This is a genomic window from Paenibacillus sp. IHB B 3084 (assembly GCF_001447315.1).
GTDB lineage: Bacteria > Bacillota > Bacilli > Paenibacillales > Paenibacillaceae > Paenibacillus.
Genome location: NZ_CP013203.1, coordinates 4,793,622 through 4,814,455 on the forward strand (window position 1 = coordinate 4,793,622; position 20,834 = coordinate 4,814,455).

General features: G+C 45.8%; 19 protein-coding genes, 1 tRNA gene and 2 pseudogenes. 10 read left to right on the forward strand and 12 right to left on the reverse strand.

What is annotated here, in order from left to right:
- Positions 1-15: 15 nt before the first annotated feature.
- A pseudogene (locus tag ASL14_RS22440) lies at positions 16-183 on the reverse strand (excalibur calcium-binding domain-containing protein); the annotation flags it as partial.
- 351 nt (positions 184-534) lie between these two features.
- On the opposite strand from ASL14_RS22440, the gene ASL14_RS22445 reads away from it, so the two are divergent.
- From ASL14_RS22445 to ASL14_RS22455, 3 genes are all read left to right on the forward strand, one after another.
- Positions 535-1,083 carry a GNAT family N-acetyltransferase gene (locus ASL14_RS22445; RefSeq protein ID WP_134913525.1) on the forward strand — a complete coding sequence of 183 codons (549 nt, stop codon included), beginning with the start codon at positions 535-537 and terminating at the stop codon, positions 1,081-1,083.
- 133 nt (positions 1,084-1,216) lie between these two features.
- A complete protein-coding gene (locus ASL14_RS22450) occupies positions 1,217-2,320 on the forward strand; it encodes a glycerol dehydrogenase (protein ID WP_134913526.1) in 1,104 nt (367 codons plus the stop codon).
- A 155-nt stretch (positions 2,321-2,475) separates the two neighbouring features.
- Positions 2,476-2,691: a hypothetical protein gene (locus ASL14_RS22455; protein ID WP_025685324.1), complete on the forward strand. Its 216-nt coding sequence runs from the start codon at positions 2,476-2,478 to the stop codon at positions 2,689-2,691.
- Between the two features lie 76 nt (positions 2,692-2,767).
- Here ASL14_RS22455 and ASL14_RS22460 read toward each other — a convergent pair whose 3' ends face one another.
- Entirely contained in the window at positions 2,768-3,799 is a 1,032-nt protein-coding gene (locus tag ASL14_RS22460) for a glycosyl hydrolase (RefSeq protein ID WP_134913527.1), read from the reverse strand.
- 32 nt (positions 3,800-3,831) lie between these two features.
- Positions 3,832-4,110, reverse strand: a complete 279-nt coding sequence (locus ASL14_RS22465; protein WP_134913528.1) for a hypothetical protein — start codon at positions 4,108-4,110, stop codon at positions 3,832-3,834.
- Between the two features lie 591 nt (positions 4,111-4,701).
- On the opposite strand from ASL14_RS22465, the gene ASL14_RS22475 reads away from it, so the two are divergent.
- Together ASL14_RS22475 and ASL14_RS27520 are read left to right on the forward strand one after the other, a co-directional pair.
- A complete protein-coding gene (locus ASL14_RS22475; RefSeq protein ID WP_044648233.1) occupies positions 4,702-5,028 on the forward strand; it encodes a YnfA family protein in 327 nt (108 codons plus the stop codon).
- A gap of 98 nt (positions 5,029-5,126) precedes the next feature.
- Positions 5,127-5,279, forward strand: coding sequence for a hypothetical protein (locus tag ASL14_RS27520; protein ID WP_162833923.1), 153 nt, complete (start codon positions 5,127-5,129; stop codon positions 5,277-5,279).
- A 77-nt stretch (positions 5,280-5,356) separates the two neighbouring features.
- Here ASL14_RS27520 and ASL14_RS22480 read toward each other — a convergent pair whose 3' ends face one another.
- A complete protein-coding gene (locus tag ASL14_RS22480) occupies positions 5,357-5,548 on the reverse strand; it encodes a hypothetical protein (protein ID WP_134913529.1) in 192 nt (63 codons plus the stop codon).
- A 122-nt stretch (positions 5,549-5,670) separates the two neighbouring features.
- Positions 5,671-5,829: an asparagine synthase gene (locus tag ASL14_RS22485; RefSeq protein ID WP_134913530.1), complete on the reverse strand. Its 159-nt coding sequence runs from the start codon at positions 5,827-5,829 to the stop codon at positions 5,671-5,673.
- A 246-nt stretch (positions 5,830-6,075) separates the two neighbouring features.
- On the opposite strand from ASL14_RS22485, the gene ASL14_RS22490 reads away from it, so the two are divergent.
- Positions 6,076-6,161, forward strand: a tRNA-Leu gene (locus tag ASL14_RS22490).
- Between the two features lie 567 nt (positions 6,162-6,728).
- On the opposite strand, the gene ASL14_RS22495 is transcribed toward ASL14_RS22490, so the two are convergent.
- The gene (locus ASL14_RS22495; RefSeq protein ID WP_134913531.1) at positions 6,729-8,114 is read right to left on the reverse strand and encodes a PTS transporter subunit EIIC; all 1,386 of its coding nucleotides are present in this window, start codon (positions 8,112-8,114) and stop codon (positions 6,729-6,731) included.
- A 259-nt stretch (positions 8,115-8,373) separates the two neighbouring features.
- Here ASL14_RS22495 and ASL14_RS22500 point away from each other — a divergent pair, with 259 nt between their 5' ends.
- Positions 8,374-9,573 (forward strand): enolase C-terminal domain-like protein, encoded by a 1,200-nt coding sequence (locus tag ASL14_RS22500; RefSeq protein ID WP_134913532.1) that lies wholly within the window; start codon positions 8,374-8,376, stop codon positions 9,571-9,573.
- Between the two features lie 65 nt (positions 9,574-9,638).
- Here the strand turns inward: ASL14_RS22500 and ASL14_RS22505 are convergent, their stop codons facing one another.
- Complete coding sequence (locus ASL14_RS22505; RefSeq protein WP_134913533.1) at positions 9,639-10,346, reverse strand: GntR family transcriptional regulator; 708 nt, start codon at positions 10,344-10,346, stop codon at positions 9,639-9,641.
- 107 nt (positions 10,347-10,453) lie between these two features.
- On the opposite strand from ASL14_RS22505, the gene ASL14_RS22510 reads away from it, so the two are divergent.
- A complete protein-coding gene (locus tag ASL14_RS22510; protein WP_134913534.1) occupies positions 10,454-10,948 on the forward strand; it encodes a PTS sugar transporter subunit IIA in 495 nt (164 codons plus the stop codon).
- A 313-nt stretch (positions 10,949-11,261) separates the two neighbouring features.
- Positions 11,262-13,322: a glycosyl hydrolase 115 family protein gene (locus tag ASL14_RS22515; protein ID WP_134913535.1), complete on the forward strand. Its 2,061-nt coding sequence runs from the start codon at positions 11,262-11,264 to the stop codon at positions 13,320-13,322.
- 138 nt (positions 13,323-13,460) lie between these two features.
- Here ASL14_RS22515 and ASL14_RS22520 read toward each other — a convergent pair whose 3' ends face one another.
- Entirely contained in the window at positions 13,461-14,672 is a 1,212-nt protein-coding gene (locus ASL14_RS22520) for an MFS transporter (protein ID WP_134913536.1), read from the reverse strand.
- A gap of 142 nt (positions 14,673-14,814) precedes the next feature.
- On the opposite strand from ASL14_RS22520, the gene ASL14_RS22525 reads away from it, so the two are divergent.
- Entirely contained in the window at positions 14,815-15,693 is an 879-nt protein-coding gene (locus tag ASL14_RS22525; RefSeq protein WP_187644788.1) for a LysR family transcriptional regulator, read from the forward strand.
- Positions 15,694-15,778: 85 nt separating this feature from the next.
- On the opposite strand, the gene glpK is transcribed toward ASL14_RS22525, so the two are convergent.
- The 4 genes and pseudogenes from glpK to ASL14_RS22545 all read right to left on the reverse strand — a co-directional run bounded on the left by glpK (position 15,779) and on the right by ASL14_RS22545 (position 20,609).
- A complete protein-coding gene (gene glpK, locus ASL14_RS22530; protein ID WP_134913537.1) occupies positions 15,779-17,296 on the reverse strand; it encodes a glycerol kinase GlpK in 1,518 nt (505 codons plus the stop codon).
- Positions 17,297-17,308: 12 nt separating this feature from the next.
- Entirely contained in the window at positions 17,309-18,244 is a 936-nt protein-coding gene (locus ASL14_RS22535; protein WP_076264801.1) for a transketolase family protein, read from the reverse strand.
- A 2-nt stretch (positions 18,245-18,246) separates the two neighbouring features.
- Positions 18,247-19,091: pseudogene (locus ASL14_RS22540) on the reverse strand (transketolase).
- 54 nt (positions 19,092-19,145) lie between these two features.
- On the reverse strand, positions 19,146-20,609 hold the full coding sequence (locus tag ASL14_RS22545) for an L-fucose/L-arabinose isomerase family protein (RefSeq protein WP_134913538.1): 1,464 nt from the start codon (positions 20,607-20,609) through the stop codon (positions 19,146-19,148).
- Positions 20,610-20,834: the final 225 nt, after the last annotated feature.

Sequence of the window (20,834 nt, forward strand, 5' to 3'; positions counted from 1 at the left end):
AAATGTAATGAGAGATTATTTTTCGCAGGCAATTCCGTCATGATCACGGTCGAGTGCTGAGCGGTAGCCGGGATCACCTTTGTAGAGAGGTGCCTTACCTGCCTTTTTAACAGCTGTACAGTTTTTGTAATAGACGGAACTTTGCGTAGCTGATTTATGCGATTTTTTTGATTTTTTGGCCTCTACGGTTGGGGCGAATTGAAAAGAAACGCTGAATACTAGAGCCGATGCCAGTGCGATGGAGACGATTTTGGATTGTTTGTTCATCCTTACTCTTCCTTTCTGTTCATGACTATAGTCCCGGTCCTTTATACAAATATGTAGGGATTAGACTGGTTATAGTCTATCAGAATCAGGAATATTTTTCTATAAAAAAGGATGAGTAGATAGTTTATGGCTATTTGTTTGTGTTTTGTCCGATTGTTTTGTAAAGTTTATACATTGAAATCCTGAGGAGGGCTTGTATTGCGGACGTTTAATAGCATGATCGCTGGAGTACAAAATGGGACAACACAAAACAGGAGATGAAGGGCAATGAAAATCGAAAATTTATTTTACGGGGATCGGATTAAACTGGCCGCTGTCAGGGAAGAAGATGCGGAAACGATGTTCAAATGGGGAGAGGATGCGGAGTATCTGCGAAATGTGGATACGGATTTGGCACTCCCTTATACGCTGAAGCAAATGGAATCGGAAGGCTCGCCTAGTTCGCACGAGGTCTATTTCCGGTTGAGAACGTTGGCAGATGATGTCCTGATTGGATTTGTTGCCATTCACGGGATTGAGTGGAATAATCGGATCGGTCAGTTGGCGGTTGGCATAGGCAATACGGACTATCGTGGGAAGGGCTACGGTTCCGAAGCGGTGCGCCTCATTCTTCGTTATGCCTTTTACGAATTAAATTTGAATCGGGTAGGTCTGGATGTTATTGAGTATAATAAACAGGCCATTCGGACCTATGAAAAGGCGGGTTTCCTGCATGAGGGCAGGGTTCGTTCCGCTGTTCTTCGTGATGGTAACAGTTACGATCGTATTATGATGGGGATATTATATTCCGAGTGGAATGAAAGCGCTAAAGCTTGATGGATACACAATTTGTTCATAAAATATTCCATAAACAGTCTTTTAACAGATTCAAAAGAGGTTTATAGTTAAGTTGTCACGTACTGAAATACATCGTGTTTTCGGTATGAGTCAAAGCTGAGGAGGAATTTACATGACAAACGTCGTAAGGTCCGTTACTTCACCCAAGAAATTTATTTCTGGCCAGAATCTGCTCTCGTCGTTAAATGACTACATTAAGGATTATGGCGATAAAGCCTTTATTATTTGTGATGAGTTTATACTCGAAAAGGCGCAAAAGGAGGCTGGCGCTTCTATTGAAGCGGCTGGCAATCAGGCCATTTTCGAGAAATTCCAATATGAATGTACTAAAGAAGAAATTGAGCGTAACCGGGAATTGGTGCGCAAGCATGGCGCTAACATCATTATAGGGATCGGCGGCGGTAAAACGCTGGATACCGCTAAGGCAACGGCTTATTATGAAAAGCTGCCTGTCGTTATTTTCCCGACGATTGCTTCTACGGATGCCCCTTGTACTGCCCTCGCGGTTATCTACAAGAAAGACGGCTCCTTTGATGAGTATTTGTTCCTACCAACCAATCCCGACGTTGTACTGGCGGATACGGGCATTTTGGCAGCGGCGCCTGCACGTTTCTTTGCAGCCGGGATCGGCGATGCGCTGGCTACTTATTTTGAGGCGCGGGCTTGTTATCAGTCCAACGGGGACAACCTGGTACTGAACAAGCCTTCCACCACAGGGCTGGGACTGGCCCGTCTCTGTTATGATACGTTGCTGGAAAATGCCGTGAAGGCCAAGCTTGCGGTGGATCGTAAGGTATATACTCGCGCGGTGGAGGATACCATTGAAGCGACAATTTATCTGAGTGGTGTTGGTGCGGAATCAGGTGGGTTGGCAGCAGCGCATGCGATTCATAATGGCATGACGGCCGTACCTTCACTGCATAAAGCACAGCATGGCGAGAAGGTCACATTCGGCTTGCTAACTCAGCTTGTACTGGAAAATGCGCCGAAAGAAGAACTGGATACTGTCATCAAACTGGTTAAGGACGTAGGTCTTCCTTTGACGCTTCGTGATTTGGGAGTTGAGGAATTTGTCGAGGCTGAATGGCGTCAAGTGGCGGAAGCTGCCTGTGCATCGAATGATACGATGGTCAATATGCCGTTTCCGGTCAGTCCTGCTGACGTGTACAACGCCATCATTGCGGCGAATGCGATTGCAGAATCCTATCAGGGATAGTTTTTTTCTTAAGAACGAAAATACTTTTACCAAACGGGTCTGTCCTATTACGGGCAGGCCCATTTGGCTTTAGCGCGGACTTATATCATATCTTATTCTGACCGATATACATGTAACAGATGTAATTAGGAATGGTTACAGCAGGAGGAGATTTGATGTTGGTACATGGTAAAACACGAAGAGGCAGCTTGTACATCCATATGTCCAGCGGTTTTCACAAAATTGGTGATTATCGGGAAGAATACTCAGTAGCACCGGGAGATCGACTGATGTCGAGACTGACCAAGCGGATCTATACCATTGTATCTGTGCATCTCGGTGAAGAGGCGTATGCCGATATTGATCTGGAAGAAGTGATTAGAAATAGTTAAAGCGCTTGGCTTGGTGAGACTCAAAAAAGCTTCAATTTCACTCATAGAGCGAAGTTGAAGCTTTTTTTTTGCTATTTCAGCGCAGGGCCTCGTTCAGAAGGTCCCGTGTGATAATATTATTTTGATTCATAAATGTTCTGATCGTTGATTGCGAATTGGTTGTGGATAGTTCCTTTCCCCATGTCATGGCATAAGCCCAGGTGGGTTGATTTTTTAGCACATTGGCGCTCGGCAGAATATTACTTTCTCCAATTCCAATCGGCTTGCCTTGTGCAAGCTTGAGCAGTCCGGTGTAATATGAGGCTTTGTAATCATTGTTGTAAATATCAGCTGCGAGAATATCCACTTTGTTTATACCCGGAAAAGTTCGACTGTACGGTGTGCTGTATGCGTTCGGTGCATTCGGACTCCATACCCATAACAGATTATCTAGATGATGAACATTAACGAATCGGTCATACATCACATTCCAGAGCTGGGCGTAATTTTGTTTGTTTCCCCACCAGAACCAGTTGCCGTTCATTTCATGATAGGGTCTCCACAGAACAGGCACATCTGCGTCCCGCAACGTTTTGAGGGAAAGTGCGACCTCATCAATATCTGCAATCAGCTGTCGATATTGCGGGGTACCCGGCGTGATGTAGTGGTTAAATTCAGCCTGACTGAGCTTGGAGTGCACGTTTTTCCACGTTTTGGGTTTACCTGGTAACGCTTGATGAAAGGTAATAGCTACAATTCCGCCGGACTGGCTCCACTGAATAGCACTGTCCACAACACGCTGACGCTGCTCTTGTAAGGCTGCATGGGACTGATTGGCTAGTCCTCCAAACTCATAGCCATGGAGTCCTGCATATTGTCCGCTGATTTGTTGTAACTTGTTGTTTTGTTCATCCGGTTCCTCCAAATAATCATGCTGCCCGGAGATTAGCGTACCCTCTGGCACATTGGAAAGGTAGGTAAGTAGTTGCCTGGCTTTGGCAGAGGCCCGGGAATTAACAGGCGGAGCGGCATCAGCTATAATGAACGATTGCTGAGAGACACTGAATAGTAAAACAAGTAGTAGCAGTAGCACCCTTTGTAACCAAAAGCGTATTGAGTGAGATTTCATGGCGCTCCTCCTTTGATGACATCATGATGAAATTACATTTTTTCTTTGCGTTTTCTCAGTTGGTTACATGCGCTAATGAGGATTATTAGCAAACAGAAGTAGACCAATCGGTTCAGTTCCTGTGAATACATCCAGTCTTTTACCAGAAGGAAGCCGAAAATCAACGCAAGCAAGCCCATGGTAAGAACCATTTTGGTGTGTGCTGGACGGCTGCTGCGTTTGGAAATCCAGTGTATGATGCCTAGAACGATGGCTGCCTGGATTAAAAACATGCCCATTAACATTAAAGTAGCTAGAAAGATTGGGGACATCGGTATCCTCCTCCTAAATTACAATCAGATTATGCAGGTTGTAACCGGGATGCGGATTCATGGATGTGAATTCAATACAGATGGATAAGTAGTTGTACTCTCGTTACGATCATGATTAAGTTGACTAAATTATACCATAACTACCGTCCTGCAATAAAAGGTGTCAAAATACCTACTCTACTTTGATTCACCATCATACGCTATATTCAGTGAAATATTGACACATAGTTGTACACTTCATAAATATGCAGGTGCAGTGGGAAATATAGTGTAAGCATGAGTATAAAATCAATGCGAAATCAGCGGAAAAATTTGGTATCATTAAGGTGGTATTGATAAGGAGGTCATTTACATGAATGAAGATAACCGACCGTTTTCTAGCCCTGTAGATGCTGAAGGAGCCAAAGCGAATTTTGATGCGAACCAGCGGAAGCTTCACTCTGAGGGAGCCTCTGGTTTATGGCGTTAGGTCAGCAATCTGCTTATTCTGGTTGGCGTGATTGCGTTGATTATTATTTTAGGTCGAGCGCTCTAAGGATGGGCACCTAAGAAATAAAGCCGATAAGATTATCAGAATAGGGATGTGAGATGTTGTTAAAGGCAGCGTTACTTTTTATTTTGGCTGGCATAGCTGAAATTGGGGGAGGGTATCTGATCTGGCAGTGGCTGCGTGAAGGGAAGACATGGTATGTCGGACTTTGCGGCGGGGTGATTTTGGCTGTCTACGGAGTCATTGCAACTTTTCAGGTTTTCTCCTCTTTTGGGCGTGTGTATGCAGCATACGGAGGTGTCTTTATTGTCCTTTCCATTGCATGGGGATGGTGGATTGATAAAAAGACACCTGATTTGTACGATATCGTGGGTGGATTGATTTGTTTGGTCGGAATAGCAGTAATACTTTTTCCCCGGACTGGATGATAGGACAAAAAGCCCTTTTTTATTTTTTTGGAAAACATGACTATTGATCTACATAAATGTGCTTCATATTCCGAAATAGAACTTAAGGAGGGGGTTCTATGAACTGGAATCAAATGAAGCTTAGATTGAAATTTGGCCATGCTGTACCGAAGAGTGAAGGGAATTTCTCAGTGGGCATCGTGTGGGGAATCCTGATTAGTATTGTGCTTTGGGTTTCGATTATTGGCTGGTTTATGCTTATTTTCAAGTGATCACTAGAAATCACTGTTTATAAGGTTGCTTGGTTCAATGTTGTTGTTTGAGTAACCCATGCCTTATGACCCATGCTTTAATCTGTAAAATCGTTACGCAACTTGTTCAGGCCACGGCCCACAGCTTCTTCAATTATATCTGTAGCAGCAGGAGTATCGGCATCGAGGTCAGGGATACGATTAAAACCTGGCTCGCGCTGATCTAACGACTGTTCATGTTCGACCTGATCGATAGTACCATCCTTGTCTTCCCTAATATGTTCTTTCATAATACATCACACGCTCCTTTATGAGTGGAAGCATTTTATATAAACTTTATGCTTAGGCGGCTAAAGCGGCATAATAATAAAGCCGGGGAGGAAATAGCTCCCGCCCGGCACTTCCCAAACAACTAGCGATGCTCAATCAGATCAATCGCTCCCAGAGCAACATGAGCCAGTCCGAAACCGAGAATGCCTGTAGCTGCAAGCTTGTACTTACTGCTCAGCAACACAGCGCCTGAAGCCGATACTACCGTTCCAAGAACAGTTGGAATCATACCTTCACGCATTCGTAACACCCCTTCTGGTAGTTTGGAAAGACGTTTATTAGTGTAATTCAAATGCGCCCAAGTTATGCAGAAAAGAAATTTTTTTATTTTAGAAAAAATACTTTACAACTTGATGAAATTGTCGTATTATATGTTGGTGCCCATTAAAACGGTATTTACATAACGAGAACCATTTTGTACATAAGCTGGATGTTTCTCCGTTACTTATAAGATAAGTAAGTATGAAAATAGCGTTCCTAAATTTATGCCGGGGTGGCGGAATTGGCAGACGCACAGGACTTAAAATCCTGCGGTAGGTGACTACCGTACCGGTTCGATCCCGGTCCTCGGCATTAGTATGCTTTACCACGGTCACATCAGAATTAAATGAACGAAATTAACGAGAGGTCCTGTGTACCTGCGGAGTATTCCGTTTTAGGTACACAGGACCAACGAAACGCCTCACCGTTACTTTCCGGTGGGGCGTTTTTTGTTTTGTCAAGATTACGGAGTATTAATCCGAACGCGGGCAACGGGACCAATAGGCGACAATTATTTAATAACCATCTGGTTACTGTAAAGAAACAAAAGACAGAGTGCCGGCAGTTCGGTCGATGTTGATGTGCTGACTGTGATATTAGAATGCACCTAACGAAAAAACGTTTGTCGATCTTCGCAACTAAACGCCCATGCTCGTGACGCTGGATACGCACACGTCCATTGGAGGGCGCAAAAAACCGAATACGGGCAACAAAGAAAGTAACCATGCCCCTCCTTCTTTTGATTAGCACGGATCCCCCCAATAATCGCTAACTGAAGGGCCTGACAACACTTATACAGTAGTCAGGCTCCACTCATTATCTTAGATACTTTAAACCGATTCGTTGAGCTTAAAAAAGCTTGGAAGCCGTGACAAACGATTATTTGAGCTGCGTAGGTTCATTTGCTCTCGCAACATCTACTTTGCTTAGAAACAGATAACAAATTGTAAAGGAGAGCGCGACAGCAATGATCATTCCGGAGATGGCATAGATAAAGTAAGGCCCAAAGTAAGCGGGAATGCTAAATATACTGGATAACACATACCCATACAATCGGACACCGAAAAAGCTGATAAAAGCCGAAGCAACTGAACTTGCGATGATGGCGGCTAGAAAAGCTTTTTTGTACTTAGCCAGTACACCGAATAAAGCAGGTTCAGTAATTCCCAAAAGACCGGAGACGGCGGCTGAAACAATAATAGATTTTTCTTTAGGTGTGTTTACCTTGTAATACACTGCAAATGTTGCGCCTACGATTGAAAAGTTAGCCATACACATCATAGGCATTAACATATCGTAACCTTGTGTTGCGAAATTCTGCAAAGCAATCGGAGTCATTGCATGATGCATGCCAGTAAAGACGGCTAAAGGTCGAATCGCACCAACAACAACGCCAGCAAGGATGGGAGAGATACCGAATAAGCCTTGAACAAGCCAAGCCAAGCCATTGCCTAGGTGAATGCCAATGGGACCGATAACGGATAATGCCAGGAAGCCCGAAATAAACAAGGTTAACGTTGGCGTAACTACGGTTTTTAACACTTCTGGCATAAACCTGTTAACGATTTTATGAATATGGCTCATCGCCCATACGGCAAAGATAATCGGGATTACTGTACCGGTGTAGTTAAACACCGGGATGGGTATAAAGCCTAAAAACTGAAACGAGGAAAGTTCCCCGGCCTTGGCCGCATCCACCATCGTTGGAAACATAATGGTAGCAGCGATTGCTATCGCTAAATATTCGTTGGTTTTGAAAATTTTAGCCGCCGAGGCTGCCAAGAAAAACGGTAAAAACGTAAATACTCCGCTCGCCATCATGTTAATGATCTGAATGGTTTCGCTTTGATCCGAGATGATATGGAGGGCGGTCAACCCTGCAATAAGTCCCTTGATTAATCCTGCCCCGGCAATAGCTGGAACGATAGGCCCAAACACGCCAGATACAATATTCATGAAGAGTGTAACAAACCCCTTCTTTTTTTCAGCGCTTGCCTCATCTTCCTTTTGAACATCCGTTAGCTTTAATTCACTGGCCAAAATATTATAATATTCCGCGACTTTAGGACCAAGAATGATTTGGAATTGGTCATTATTAAACTGCGCGCCTAAAACCGGGTCCAATTCCTTAATTTTCTCTATGTCCACTTTGTTTTTATCTTTCAGATCAAACCTGAGTCTGGTCATGCAATGCCAAGCGTTTTGAATATTGCTTTCTCCTCCGACCCCATAAATCATGTCCTGTACGGCTTTCATTTTGTTCATTAAAAATTCTCCTGTCCTTGGAATATAAAGTATTGGTTCCGTTTACATTCTGAATGGTATCACAAAGGTCTGTCGAATAAAAGCAGTCCAAAATAAGCTTCGTTTCATGAAAAAACCTTTATATATAAGGATTTATTGAACTTTTTCTGACAAATTGGTCTGGTTTTTTTTAATAATCAGACAATTTACCCAGCCAAATTGATTCTGCATTTCAAACATGATTCAATAAACCTAGAAATTCTTAGAAAAGAGGAGAAATATGAACCCTTCCATCATCACTAATGTGGAATGTTTTGTGCTTAAACCTGATCGACATAATCTGGTGGTTGTCAAAGTAACTACAGAGAATCAAATTACGGGGTATGGCTGCGCCACTTTTCAGCAGCGTCCGAAAGCCGTTCAGCTCATCGTCGAGGAGTACCTCAAACCTATATTGATTGGAAGAGATGCTAATAATATAGAGGACTTATGGCATATGATGATGGTCAACTCTTATTGGCGTAATGGCCCCGTACTGAATAACGCTATTTCTGGAGTAGATATGGCTTTGTGGGACATTAAGGGTAAAATTGCCGGCATGCCCTTGTACCAGCTGTTTGGAGGCAAATCGAGGGATGCGATACCTGCATATACTCATGCGGTTGCGGACAACATCGAGGATTTGTACCGAGAGATTGATGGTATTCTTGAGCAAGGATATAAACATATCCGGTGCCAACTTGGCTTCTATGGGGGGAATCCTTCGAACTTGCACGCTCCGGATTACCCTACCAAGGGGTCCTATTATGACCAAGACGAGTATATGCAAACCACCACCAAGATGTTTGCTCTATTAAGGTCAAAATATAATGACCAGTTTCATATCCTGCATGACGTGCATGAACGACTTTTCCCAAATCAAGCCGTACAGTTTGCAAAAGACCTCGAATGCTATAAACCGTACTTTGTTGAGGACATTTTACCGCCGGATCAAAATGAATGGTTAAGTCAGATACGTTCCCAAACTTCAACTGCAATAGCCACCGGGGAACTGTTCAATAATCCTTTAGAATGGAGAAGCCTTATTGTCAACAGGCAGATTGATTTTATTCGCTGCCATGTATCTCAAATTGGAGGGATCACGCCTGCTCTTAAGCTCGGGGCCTTATGTGAGGCATTCGGAGTTAGAATTGCTTGGCATACACCGTCAGACATTACTCCTATTGGAATCGCCGTTAACACTCATCTTAATATTCACCTACACAGTGCCGCGATCCAAGAGAATATTCCGATTAAGGAGAACACACGCAGCATCTTTACGCCCATCATAGACGCTAAAGACGGATACATTTACCCTCTTGAACTTCCGGGCATCGGCGTGGAATTCAATGAAGAACAGGCGAAAAATTATCCGGTGGAATACAGGATGCACGAATGGACGCAGGCGAGATTGCCAGATGGAACACTTATGACCCCTTAAAACAAAAATACTCCAGCATATAGGAACCCTTATGCTGGAGAAGCTGCCTGTTTAGGTGAATGCTTTTATAAATTTCTTCTTTTGTGATGCTCGTTATTGAAGGCTGTCAAATACGTACATTTATAGTCAATGGCTACGATTTCGCTTATCTCAAAGATAATCCCATTATTAAGTATGCCGCGGCTTGATATTTTCATCGCTGGGCTCTTTCTCTTCTGTTGCAAGAGCATAGCCTGTTCTTTATTAAGTGCGATTGCCTCATAGGTATTCAGGTAATGCGAAATCGTATATTTATGTTTTTTCACATAGGATTGAATGGAGTGTTCGGCATCCGTGTGCGTAAGGATTGGAAATAAAATAACAGGTAATCGGGACAACTCTAACTGCATCGTTTGATAGTTAACGATTCTTAGACGTTGATATACCCATACCTCATCGCTGCTTGTTATTCCAAAAATCTGTTGGTCCTCGGGAGTAGCGGGTTGCTTTTGCAACTCGATTACTTTGGATTTTATGTTGGAGTATGGGTTCTCAGTTAAAGAGTTATAGATGAGTGGACTGGTCTGAATATTCTTTCCTATGAAGATGCCTGATCCTTGAACGACTTTAACCAAGCCCATGTATTTTAATTTTTTGATTGATTCATGGATGGTGTATCGTGAAACATTATATTGCTTCGCGAGTTCTCTTTCCGTCGGCAGTTTCCAGTCAGGATAATGATTTTGATAGATTTTGCTCAATAAATCGTGAATTACAAATTCCTTTTTGTTCACTAATAAGCCCCCTAGTCGTTGGTTCATTGATATTTTTATCATACTGTTATAGCGACTATTATCAAGTGATCATATTAATTATGAGATAGAGGTAGGAGGAATTTCTGATGTTTGGACGCAAGAAAAAAAATACAGATTTGTCTTTCTTGGAAATATCATCTCCAGTATCTGGCCAATTTGTGCCTCTTGATAACGTTGAAGATGAGGCGTTTTCCACAAAGGCTATGGGAGAAGGGTTTGCAATCCTCCCGGACACGGGTAAGGTTATTGCTCCGTTTGACGGCATAATCGCCCATATTATGGAGAAAAGTAAACACGCTATTTTGATTCAGCACCAAACGGGCACGCAACTATTGATTCATGTGGGTATGAATACGGTTTCTCTTAAAGGCGAAGGCTTCAAAACGCATGTCAAGAACGGGGATCGGGTCAAAAAAGGACAGTTGCTGCTGGAATTCGACATAGACAGGATTCGTCAGGCCGGATACTCTACCGTGACGCCTATCATTGTTCCGAATGGTCAGGACAATGTCAAGCGAGTTGAAGTGGACAGTACCCTCTGTAAGCCTTTGGAGGATACGGTTTTACGGGTCTACTACTAAATCAGTTATACATGCCAAACCTGTATATATAACGTTAGAAGCTGTAGCGAGATAATTCACCTTAAAATCCCTTGTTTACTGCTTCTCTTGATCCGCTTGTTTTGAGATGGAGTGTCATTTTAATAGGATAAGCAATACTCTAACTAATCTTCATGTCCCGTTGGATCACAGGCTATGATGGAGAATGTAATCATAGTCTGATCCTTTTGTATGAGTGAGCAATATTAGTAATATCAAGACTATCTAAGTATGTTACCGACCTATAAAATAAAAGTAAGAAGAGTCTTCATCGTTGAATAGGAGATGACAATACATGAAAGCCTGTGAACCTCTGATCATTTCATCTGAAAGCGGATACAATCTTCAAGCTGTCGGAAGTGTGCCGGTTGCCCACGCTTGGAGAATGATTGCGCGAGATCATAAGCAAGTGTTTGGCAGAGAGCCGCTACAAACAGAAGAAGAGGCCGCAATCATTATTCGTTATGCGCAGGAAGAGGATGATTGCCCACAGTGGCCAGAGGGCTATTGTCTGCGTTTTGTTGTTGGTGAGAAGGGAACGGTACTACATATCATAGGCCGTGATGAGCTGGGGATCATTTATGGGTTGCTTCATTACAGTCGCTTCGTTTTGGGTGTGGAGCCATTCTGGTTCTGGGCGGAACTCTCTCCGACCAGACGGGATGCTATAGTTCTGCCGAGTCAGGATTATGATAGTGTACCGTCCAAGGTTCGCTATCGGGGCTGGTTCGTCAATGATGAGGTCTGCTTGATTGGCTGGAAGGATGATTATCCGCCGACGGAACAGGTGTGGGAGCCCGTTTTTGAAGCATTACTACGCTGCGGTGGCAATATGGTAATTCCGGGGACGGATTTACCGCGTACAGGTATCTATCATAAGCTTGCAGCAGAAATGGGATTATGGATTACTCACCATCATGCCGAGCCGCTGGGTGCGGAGATGTTTTTGCGTGTTTTTCCGGGTAAACAGGCCAGCTACAAAGAGCATCCCGAACTGTTTGAACAGCTATGGCAGGAAGCGATTGAACGGCAAAAGGGAGAGAAAATTGTATGGGTATTGTCTTTTCGTGGGCAGGGAGACAAGCCTTTTTGGGAAAATGATCCTTCCTTTAATACGCCGGAGAAACGTGGACAATTAATATCTTATGTGGTTCGCAAGCAGTACAGTATGATTTGCGAATTTGTGGAGCATCCCGTTTGCAGTATGGCGATGTATGGCGAGATTGCCGAGTTATACAAGCAAGGTCACATTGAAGTCCCCGAAGGAGTAATTAAAATATGGGCGGACAATGGTTACGGTAAAATGGTATCCCGGCGCCATGGGAATCTCAACCATCGTGTACCCGCATTGCCCGAGGTGGAGGATGAAGGCAAGAACGGTGTATATTATCATGTGACCTTCCACGACTTGCAGGCGTCGAACCATCTTACGCAATTCCCCTCCTCAGCCGAGCTGATTGTGGAGGAATTAACGGCAGCATTTGCCGCAGGAGCAGACGAGTATCTTTTGGTCAATTCAGGTAATATTTTGCCGCATTTATATACTCTGGATTTGGCAGCGAATTTATGGACGTATGGTAACGTGGATGCGGAGCAGCAGCTTACTGACTTTATCGAGCGGTTGTACAGTCGTCAGCATCAAGAGATTTTCCAATTATACCGGGATTATTCCCATTGTACTATTGTTTATGGCCCGCATAAGGATGATCGGGCGGGGGAGGAATTCTATCACCATCCGGCACGGCAAATGATGGGCTTTTGGCTGCAAGGTAAAGAAGGCAGTGATGGACGGCTGTGCTGGGCTGCTGGAGAAGGACCTTTTCCTGAGCAGGTACGCTGGTTCAAGGAAAAAGCCGAGTCGGCAATCCCCGGCTGGGTTGAACTGCGAGAGCGGTGTCTGCAAATTATGAAACAATTGCCTAAAGACGAATGTCGCAGGCTTTATAATCAGCTTCTTGTGCAGATTGAATTGCATCTGAGCGGCTCCCGTGGGCTGGCTAACATCTGCATCGCTTACGGGTTATTTCTTGAAGAAGATTATCCACGAGCATTTATACAAGCTTCGCATGCAGTTTGGAGCTACCAGATGGGTAAAGAAGCGCTCTTGCTCGCAGGAACTGGAAGATGGGAGCATTTCTACCGGGCGGATTGGTTGACCAATCTCGATAACACCATTTCTCATGCGGACACGGTGCGGAGATTTCTTCGAATTCAGGGGGATAGTCCCGATATGTTCCTGTGGTACAAACAATATGTAATGCCCGAAACTGAGAAACATATCTACCTGGAAAATACGCATCGCAAGCCGTTACCCGATGATGAATTGGCACGCTGCTTGGAGAAGGTGCTATATTAGAGGACTCGGTCCCAGTAAAAGAACCTTCCGATCCATCAAGATGGATTGGGAGGTTCTTTGTAACTTTCAAGCTACCATCACCTGCAGACCTCTAAACAATTTTTTCCTTCCATCCATACCGTTTCTTGAGTTTCAGGTCTACTCATATCTTCTTACAGAAAACCCGTGTTCCTTGGCAACCCACGAAATGACGAAGGCAAGAAGCATAAGGATAAGCAACGTCCACGGAAAAGAGTGAACCCCAAGCGTCTCTAAAAGAATTCCGCCAAGCAAGCCGCCCCCGCCAATGGCCAGATTCCAAGCGGTTACAAGCATAGACTGAGCTACATCTGCACTCTCGCCTGCCGCTTCGGCCAATGCGGTCTGTAACAAGGTAGCGGCACCGCCGAAGGTCAGTCCCCACAGGGCAACACTTAAATACACGATGGCAGGTTGGTGACTCCCGATTCCTAGTGCCACAGCAGTTACAGCAAAGCCAAGGGTACTCATGAGTACCAATAGACGCAACCAGCGGTCGATCAATGCACCGACCAATCCAATTCCGGCAACCGAAGTTATCCCGAAAATAAGCAGCACCACATCCGTTCGGGAGGCCAGTCCAGCCTGACTCAAATAAGGAGCGATATAGGTGTACAGAATATTATGCGCAAGTACCCAAACCAAAACGACAAGTAAAATGGGACGAACACCGGCAATCGTGAAAACCTTACTCAGAGGGAGTCGCTGATGGGAATCCTGTCCTGAAAAATCCGGAAGTTTCCAGAGTACCCAGACGACTAAGACTACCGCAAGAAAGGACATGGTACCAAAAACCGTTCTCCAGCCAACAAGCGCACCGAGGAACGTTCCTAACGGAACGCCGAGGGCAAGAGCCAGCGGGGTTCCTGACATGGCGACAGCCATGGCGCGTCCTTTTAGTGCATCCGGCACCATTCGCCGGGCATAGCCAGCAAGCATCCCCCATAACACACCAGCGGCTACGCCTGCAAGGAAACGGGCAGCCAGCGTCAAGATATAGTAAGAAGACAGTGCCGTAATGGTGTTAAATATGAGAAAGCCAATGATACAGAGCAATAATAAAGGCCGTCGTCGCCAGCCCCGTGTTGCGGCAGTCAACGGGATTGCGGCAGCGAGCGAACCTAGAGCATACAACGTGACCAATTGGCCAGCCAAAGCTTCCGATATTCCCAGTCCTTTGCTGATTTGTGGCAATAGACCAGCGGGAAGCGTTTCGGTGAGAATACAAATAAATCCGGTCATAGCAAGCGCCAGTAACCCGCCCCATGGAAGTCCTTTAGATGAAGCTGTATCTCTGGTAGTGCGTTCGGTAAAATTCAGATTTGAATTCATATTCCAATCCCCTTCTAATCAAGCATTACATCTGCTCATAAGGAGCGGAGCAGGAGTTGTTTTTTATCATAAGGTATGTTTTGATATAACTGAAATACTATTATTTCATAGAGGGAATAACCGTATGGTTATAAGGGGGGGTATGTCTGTGAATATGAATCATCTTGAAGTGTTTATGAAGGTTGCGGAGAAAATGAATATGACGGAGGCTGCCAAAGCACTGTTTATTTCCCAGCCTGCGGTTAGCAAGACTTTGATCCAATTTGAAAATAATTTGCAGGTAAAATTGTTTATTCGCGACAAGCAGAATGGACTCGTACTGACCGAAGTGGGAAAAGAAATGCTGAGTCTGGCCAGGCAAATGAAGGAAATCGAACATAAAATGGTTCAGCTTGCGTGTCAGGAGAATAAGCTTTTACGTGGTAAAGTAAAAATAGGCTCCTTCCCGGCAGCCTCTACGAACTTGCTTCCGGAAGCGATCTGCTTATTCCGCTCCCAATACCCCGATGTCACTATTGAACTGATGGAAGGAAACTCGAATCAAATTAAACAATGGGTGGAGGATCGCACTGTTGAAATTGGAATAGTAGCTTCTCCATTCGATCATTATGACGTCCATATTCTTGAACACGATTCCATGGTTGCCATCATACCGGAGAATCATCCATTGCAAGCAGAACACGAGGTTTCTCTGGAACAGAACAGGAACGACCTTATCTTCTGTAAAGGAGGACATGAATCTGCTGTATTAAACACCTTGCATGAGCAGCAAATTCCTTTCCAGGAGAGTCTCACGGTCCAAACGGCCGAAACGTTAGTCCATATGGTCCAAAAAAAGCTGGGCATCGGCATTATATCGAAGTTTACGCTTTCCTCGGTGTCCCATTCACTAATCGTTAAAGAGATTATTCCCCGGATTACGCGGGATATCGGAATTATCGCGCATTCCTTTGATGAAGCGACCCCGGCAGCCCGTGAATTTGTAAAAGTGTTGAGTCAGTTATATCGTTCGAGTGAGTAATTTAATAAAAGGGCCTTTGCAAAAGCAAGGGCCCTTTTGTATGGTTTGTTTTGGGGAGATATGAGGAATGAAGTATAGAGATTATTTATAAAACGGGAGATTCATGCTGTTGTTGCACTACAGACTGAACAGCCCGCTGCCAGCCAGTATAATATTTCTCTCTGGTAGCGTCATCCATCTTTGGTTCATATGCTTCATACATTTTAAGATTGGAAGCGATTTGATCTGGATCGGACCAAAAGCCTGTGCCGAGCCCACCGAGATAGACTGAACCCATGGCCGACAGCTCGGCACATGTGGATCGGCTCACAAGGTTGCCCAGAATATCGGCCTGAAATTGCATCAGCCAAGTGTTGGAGGAAGCCCCGCCGTCCGTGCGCAGGCCGACCAACTCAATCCCGGACTGTTCCTGAATAAACTCTATAGCGTCCCGTACTTGGTAAGCGATGCTCTCCAGCGCAGCCCGGACAATGTGTCCTTTGCCAGTTCCACGGTTCATACCGATAATTGCCGCCCGGGCGTAGGGATTCCAATAGGGAGCGCCCATTCCGACAAAGGCAGGCACAAGATAGACGCCATCGTTTGCAGGAACGCTTTCGACTAAGCGCTGCATTTCCTCAAAGGTAGAGAACAGTCCTAAGTTGTCCTGCGTCCATTTGATGCTGTCACCTGTTGTCCGGATGATGGCTTCAAGTGCATACGTAACAGTTCCGCCGGCCCCCCAGGCGATAGCGGTTACAAGTCCGTCACCACCATCCACCGGATGATTCCCTACGTTCATTAATACAGAGGTGCCCGTGCCAAAGGTTGCTTTGGCTGTTCCGGGCTTGAAACACAGATGCCCATACAATGCGCCTTGTGAATCCCCGATGACGCCCGAAATCGGTATTTTCTCATTGAAAAGGTCGCAATCTGCCGTATATCCGAAAATAGCGTCTGATGGTTTAACCTCGGGCAGCAGGGAAGAAGGAACGGAGAACAACTGGGCAAGCTCTTCATCCCATTCCAGCGTGTGGATATTGAACAGCGATGTACGGCTGGCATTTGTATAGTCGGTTGCATGATTTTTGCCGCCGGTAAGCTTCCAGACTAGCCAACTGTCCATGTTCCCTGCAAGTAGCCTCCCTTCAGCCAGCAGGTTGGCAGCTCCTTCCGCATGTTCAATGATCCACTTGAACTTGGCAGCGGAGAAATAAGGGTCAAGCATAAGCCCTGTTTTGGCGTGGATGGTGCTTTCGTGGCCAGCTTGCTTCAGCTCGGCGCACAGGTCCGCCGTACGCTGGCATTGCCAGACAACAGCATTATATATTGGCTGACCAGTCGCCTTATCCCACACCAGTGCCGTTTCGCGTTGATTGGTGATTGTCAGCGCAGCTAGCGCGGACGGGTGGACGCAGGCTTGCTCCAATACGCTGCGGGCCGTTATTTTGACATTTTCATAAATTTCGAGCGGATCATGCTCTACCCAGCCGGGATGGGGATAATATTGCTTATGCTCCATCCCGCTGCGGGCGATTACTGTACCCTGATGGTCTACAAGGAGTGCTTTGGTGCCTGAAGTACTCTGGTCGATGGCCAATATATATTGTTGATTGTGCTCCATATGCTTCGCCCTCTACTTATTAATCAATTCGAATGCAATTTGTTTGATATTGTCACCCGTAATGCCGTAGTGGTGGAAAACTTCCGCCGATTTACCGGCAATCGCCGGCTCATCCGGGATGCCGAGCACTCTCATAGGAACCGGGTGATTCTGCACAACAACTTCTGCCACAGCTGCGCCGAGACCGCCGTAAATGCTATGTTCCTCAACGGTAATGATGCGTCCAGTTTCACGTGCAGCGGTAATGATCGCCTCTTCATCCAGCGGCTTGATTGTATGCATGTTGATTACCCGGGCGGATATGCCTTCGTCGTTGAGTGCCTTGGCGGCATCGAGTGCGATTCGCACGGTTTCACCGACACCAATAATTGTAACGTCGTTGCCTTCTCTCACAGTTATAGCTTTGCCTATTTCGAATGGGTAATCATCGGTTTCGTAAACGTCCTCAACGGGATTACGCCCGATTCGCACGTATACGCCGCCGTCATATTTTACAAGCGCTTCGGTCAGTTTCTTCGTTTCGTGACGATCAGCAGGCAGGACAATCGCCAGTCCCGGAATTGCCCGGGCTACTGCGATATCTTGCACGGAGTGGTGTGACATGCCAAGCGCCCCGTAGCTGACGCCTCCGCTAATGCCGATGAGCTTCACATTTGTCCGCGAATAAGCAACGTCAACTTTGACTTGTTCAATACTGCGCATACTGAGGAAGCAGGCTGGTGAAGTCACAAACGGTTTTTTGCCGCTGTGGGCCAGGCCTGCAGACATGCCTACGATATTCTGTTCGGCAATGCCGACCTCGACGAACTGCTCCGGGAACGTATTGGCAAAGGGAGCCATTGCAGCAGAACCGCGCGAATCGCTGGCCAGTACCATGATATCACGGTCGTCTTTGGCCAACTCCAGCAGTGTGTCACAGATTACTTGGCGATTAGGAATTTTATTCATGCTTAATGCACCTGCCCTTTCTGCGTCAATTCTTCGATCGTTGCCTTTAGCTCTGTGAGAGCCAGCTCCAACTCTTTATCATTAGGCACATGGTGATGCCATGCCGGGACATTTTCGGCGAACGATACGCCTTTGCCCTTGGTGGTATTGGCCATAATTAACGTTGGCTTTCCCGCTACTTCAGGGGTGGACCTGAATGCCTTGAGCAATTCTTCCATATTGTTGCCGTTGATAGAGACGACGTTCCAGCCGAAGGCAGTCCACTTCTCTTCCAGCGGCTCCAGTCCCATGACTTCTTCGGTAGCACCGCTGATCTGGAGTCGGTTGCGGTCGATAATGCCGATCAGGTTATCCAGCTTATAATGAGAGCCTGCCATAGCGGCTTCCCAGTTGGAGCCTTCGGCCTGTTCGCCGTCTCCCATTAGACAAAATACACGGTAAGTACGGTCATCCCGCTTGGCAGCTAGTGCCATGCCTACGGAAATGGGCAGACCGTGGCCGAGGGCCCCGGTGTTCATTTCAATCCCTGGAACCTTGTTGTTCGGGTGGCCAATAAGTCGAGTACCGAACTGGCTATAGGTCTCCAGCTCTTCTTTTGGGAAAAAGCCCCGGTCGGCCAGAATACACCATAGAGATTCTACGGAATGCCCTTTGCTGGCGATAAAGCGATCACGGTCATCCCATTTTGGATTAGCAGGGTCAACGTTCATGATTTCATAATATAAAGCCGTTAAAATGTCTGTATTGCTCAGCGATCCCCCGTATGTCCCGTTTTGGCGCGGTGAATGATGGTTAGCAGGTCCATGCGGATTTGTGCGGCTTTGACTTTCAGTTCCTGGATTTCCATAATGTCCTCCTCAAGATAGATATTATAGGGATGGGCTTTGTCGCTTTAGACGTCTCAAACGTGAATGTTCGGGCGCTTATTACGGGCGAGATCGGATCCTCTAAGCCAGCTTTGAATTTCCTGTTCCGTGGGATCGACCGGATCAGGCGTCAGGCCGGGTATATAATTGCAGGCCTCATAAATGGCCGGGATCACATTGGCGTGGATACCTACGGAATGATGGACGTAAGGCCCTTTTACGAGTTTTTCCTCCCACAGCGGCCAATCGTTTACTTCCACCCATACGTAGGAGCCGCGGGTATAAGGACCTTCAATACCCCGGGCACGCCCGAGGAACATGGAGTACTCACCGTGGTCGCCGTCAAATCGGGCAATGGTCATACCGCCACCGCGGATTTCGCCTTCATGCGTTCCGGGAGAATGGTCGTCGAAGAGAAAATGTTTGCGTAACTTCGGTTTGTTCTCTACGGAGAGCGAGACCGGGAAATTGCCACAGTGGAAGAGAAGTTCGCCGTTATCATTCTCAGGATGTCGAACGGTAATATCTGCGAAGAAGGTTGGCAATGTGTTCATGGAGGCAGCCTGCACCATAATGGAAGTAATGGCTCCATGGATATCTGTTTCACAAGTAACCGGAATTTGTTCGTCAGTCAGGATTGCATTGGCCAGACACGGCATAATGGATATGGCATCCTGCAAAGAGGACCAGCACTGGATTGCGATAGCGCTGCTTCCCGTCTCACGGGCGAAGGATTTCATGGCGACCTTTAAAGCAGCTATCCGTCTTACGTCATCTTCGGTCACTTCACTGTAATCGAGTTTTTCTTTAATGTAATCCATCGTTTCCAGAAGCTCGGAGCTATTGCTGGAGGCGATTTTTTTGGTTCTAAGCTGAATGTCGACAATGGTAATGGGATGAATCTCAATGCCGAAGCGTTCCAGCAGTTCGCCTTCATTGCACATCATCGTCCAGAACGAAGCAGGGCGGGGGCCAATCTGGAGAATGCGTAAGCTCTTGAATTGGCGCACGACGTTGGCGGCAGCCACAAAGTTGGTAAAGCCTCTTTCGAAAACCGGATCATTCACCCAACTGTTCGTTACATAGGTGAAGGGAACGTTGAATCTTCGCAGCACTTTACCTGTGGCAAAAATACCGCATTGGGTGTCGCGAAGGCGCATGCCGTCCGCAAGCGGCGCTTCATCCCGCGGTCCCCACAGCAGGACAGGCTTGCCGAGCGCCTTGCCTACACGAGCTACAGTATCTTCTGTACCAAAGTTGCAATGTGGGAAAAAAACAGCGTCGACTTCTTCCTCTTTGAATCGCTTTGCAATTAAATCCGCGTTTATATGGTCGTCATACAGCAAGCCTTCCTCATTAAGGCCCTCCAGGTCTACAATGTCGATATCCATGCCAAAGCTCTCAATTTTCTTGCGAATTTCCACTTTGTACTTAAAGGCATCGTCGGCGCTGAACGTAAATCGGCGCGTCGGAGCATAACCCAGCTTTAATTTCTTCATGATCATGTCTCCTCTGTACTTGAATAAACAACATTTGCTGAACAAAATAGAATAAATAAACTAAACAAAATGAAATTAGTTTAGTTGTAAAAACTAAATTCAATGACTATTTCTATGTCGAGGCCATAGTAACATCGAATTAAAACGGTGTCAATGAATTATTCAGTGATATTTAGTTATAAAAACTAAACAAATAACTAAACAAATATAAATTAATTCAGCTAA

What these genes read in the sequence shown, in the direction of transcription:
- ASL14_RS22445 (WP_134913525.1), top strand. Translation starts at nt 535, where the DNA reads ATGAAAATCGAAAATTTATTTTACGGGGATCGGATTAAACTGGCCGCT.
- ASL14_RS22450 (WP_134913526.1), top strand. Translation starts at nt 1,217, where the DNA reads ATGACAAACGTCGTAAGGTCCGTTACTTCACCCAAGAAATTTATTTCT.
- ASL14_RS22455 (WP_025685324.1), top strand. Translation starts at nt 2,476, where the DNA reads ATGTTGGTACATGGTAAAACACGAAGAGGCAGCTTGTACATCCATATG.
- ASL14_RS22460 (WP_134913527.1), bottom strand. Translation starts at nt 3,799, where the DNA reads ATGAAATCTCACTCAATACGCTTTTGGTTACAAAGGGTGCTACTGCTA.
- ASL14_RS22465 (WP_134913528.1), bottom strand. Translation starts at nt 4,110, where the DNA reads ATGTCCCCAATCTTTCTAGCTACTTTAATGTTAATGGGCATGTTTTTA.
- ASL14_RS27520 (WP_162833923.1), top strand. Translation starts at nt 5,127, where the DNA reads ATGAACTGGAATCAAATGAAGCTTAGATTGAAATTTGGCCATGCTGTA.
- ASL14_RS22480 (WP_134913529.1), bottom strand. Translation starts at nt 5,548, where the DNA reads ATGAAAGAACATATTAGGGAAGACAAGGATGGTACTATCGATCAGGTC.
- ASL14_RS22485 (WP_134913530.1), bottom strand. Translation starts at nt 5,829, where the DNA reads ATGCGTGAAGGTATGATTCCAACTGTTCTTGGAACGGTAGTATCGGCT.
- ASL14_RS22495 (WP_134913531.1), bottom strand. Translation starts at nt 8,114, where the DNA reads ATGAACAAAATGAAAGCCGTACAGGACATGATTTATGGGGTCGGAGGA.
- ASL14_RS22500 (WP_134913532.1), top strand. Translation starts at nt 8,374, where the DNA reads ATGAACCCTTCCATCATCACTAATGTGGAATGTTTTGTGCTTAAACCT.
- ASL14_RS22510 (WP_134913534.1), top strand. Translation starts at nt 10,454, where the DNA reads ATGTTTGGACGCAAGAAAAAAAATACAGATTTGTCTTTCTTGGAAATA.
- ASL14_RS22515 (WP_134913535.1), top strand. Translation starts at nt 11,262, where the DNA reads ATGAAAGCCTGTGAACCTCTGATCATTTCATCTGAAAGCGGATACAAT.
- ASL14_RS22520 (WP_134913536.1), bottom strand. Translation starts at nt 14,672, where the DNA reads ATGAATTCAAATCTGAATTTTACCGAACGCACTACCAGAGATACAGCT.
- ASL14_RS22525 (WP_187644788.1), top strand. Translation starts at nt 14,815, where the DNA reads ATGTCTGTGAATATGAATCATCTTGAAGTGTTTATGAAGGTTGCGGAG.
- glpK (WP_134913537.1), bottom strand. Translation starts at nt 17,296, where the DNA reads ATGGAGCACAATCAACAATATATATTGGCCATCGACCAGAGTACTTCA.
- ASL14_RS22535 (WP_076264801.1), bottom strand. Translation starts at nt 18,244, where the DNA reads ATGAATAAAATTCCTAATCGCCAAGTAATCTGTGACACACTGCTGGAG.
- ASL14_RS22545 (WP_134913538.1), bottom strand. Translation starts at nt 20,609, where the DNA reads ATGAAGAAATTAAAGCTGGGTTATGCTCCGACGCGCCGATTTACGTTC.